This window comes from Bacillus sp. M13(2017) (assembly GCF_002218325.1).
Classification (GTDB): domain Bacteria; phylum Bacillota; class Bacilli; order Bacillales; family Bacillaceae_G; genus Bacillus_A; species Bacillus_A thuringiensis_K.
Map to the genome: position 1 here is coordinate 1 of NZ_KZ268549.1, position 632 is coordinate 632.

Here is a 632-nt window from a genome sequence, read left to right on the forward strand (position 1 = left end):
ACTCGTATGCGTGCAAAAGAAGGCGGATTAAACGTCGGAGCACGTAACACGCAAGACGCTATGTCTGCTTTACGTACTGGTGACGCTGCTTTAGGATCTATTTCTAACATCTTACTTCGTATGCGTGACCTTGCTACACAGGCTTCTAACGGTACGAATAACACTGAAGATACTGCTTCTTTAAACAAAGAATACGAAGCATTAAAAAGTGAAATTGATCATATCGCTGACAAAACATCTTTCAATGGTATTAAATTCTTAAGTACTGATAAGGGTGGTGCGGCTGATATTAAAGTTCAACTTTCTGATGCTTCTGGCGATACAATGACAATTGACTCTCTAGATGCAAAGAAAATTACAACAGCTAATCTAACTACTTTAGCAGACAGAGGAACTGCTGAGACTGAAATAAAAGCTCTTGACACTGCTATCCAAGAACTAGCTGACGCTAGAGCAACTTTCGGTTCTCAATTAAATCGTTTAGACCATAACTTAAACAACGTAACGAGCCAAGCTACTAACATGGCAGCTGCTGCTTCTCAAATCGAAGATGCTGATATGGCAAAAGAGATGTCTGAAATGACTAAGTTCAAAATTTTAAACGAAGCTGGTATCAGCATGCTTTCTCAAGC

Annotated in this window: 1 protein-coding gene; it reads left to right on the forward strand. The window is 39.6% G+C overall.

All coding sequences use genetic code 11. The features are described from left to right. Positions 1-632 (forward strand): flagellin N-terminal helical domain-containing protein (locus tag CGQ22_RS31280; protein ID WP_089149807.1); only part of this gene is annotated, 632 nt, incomplete at both ends.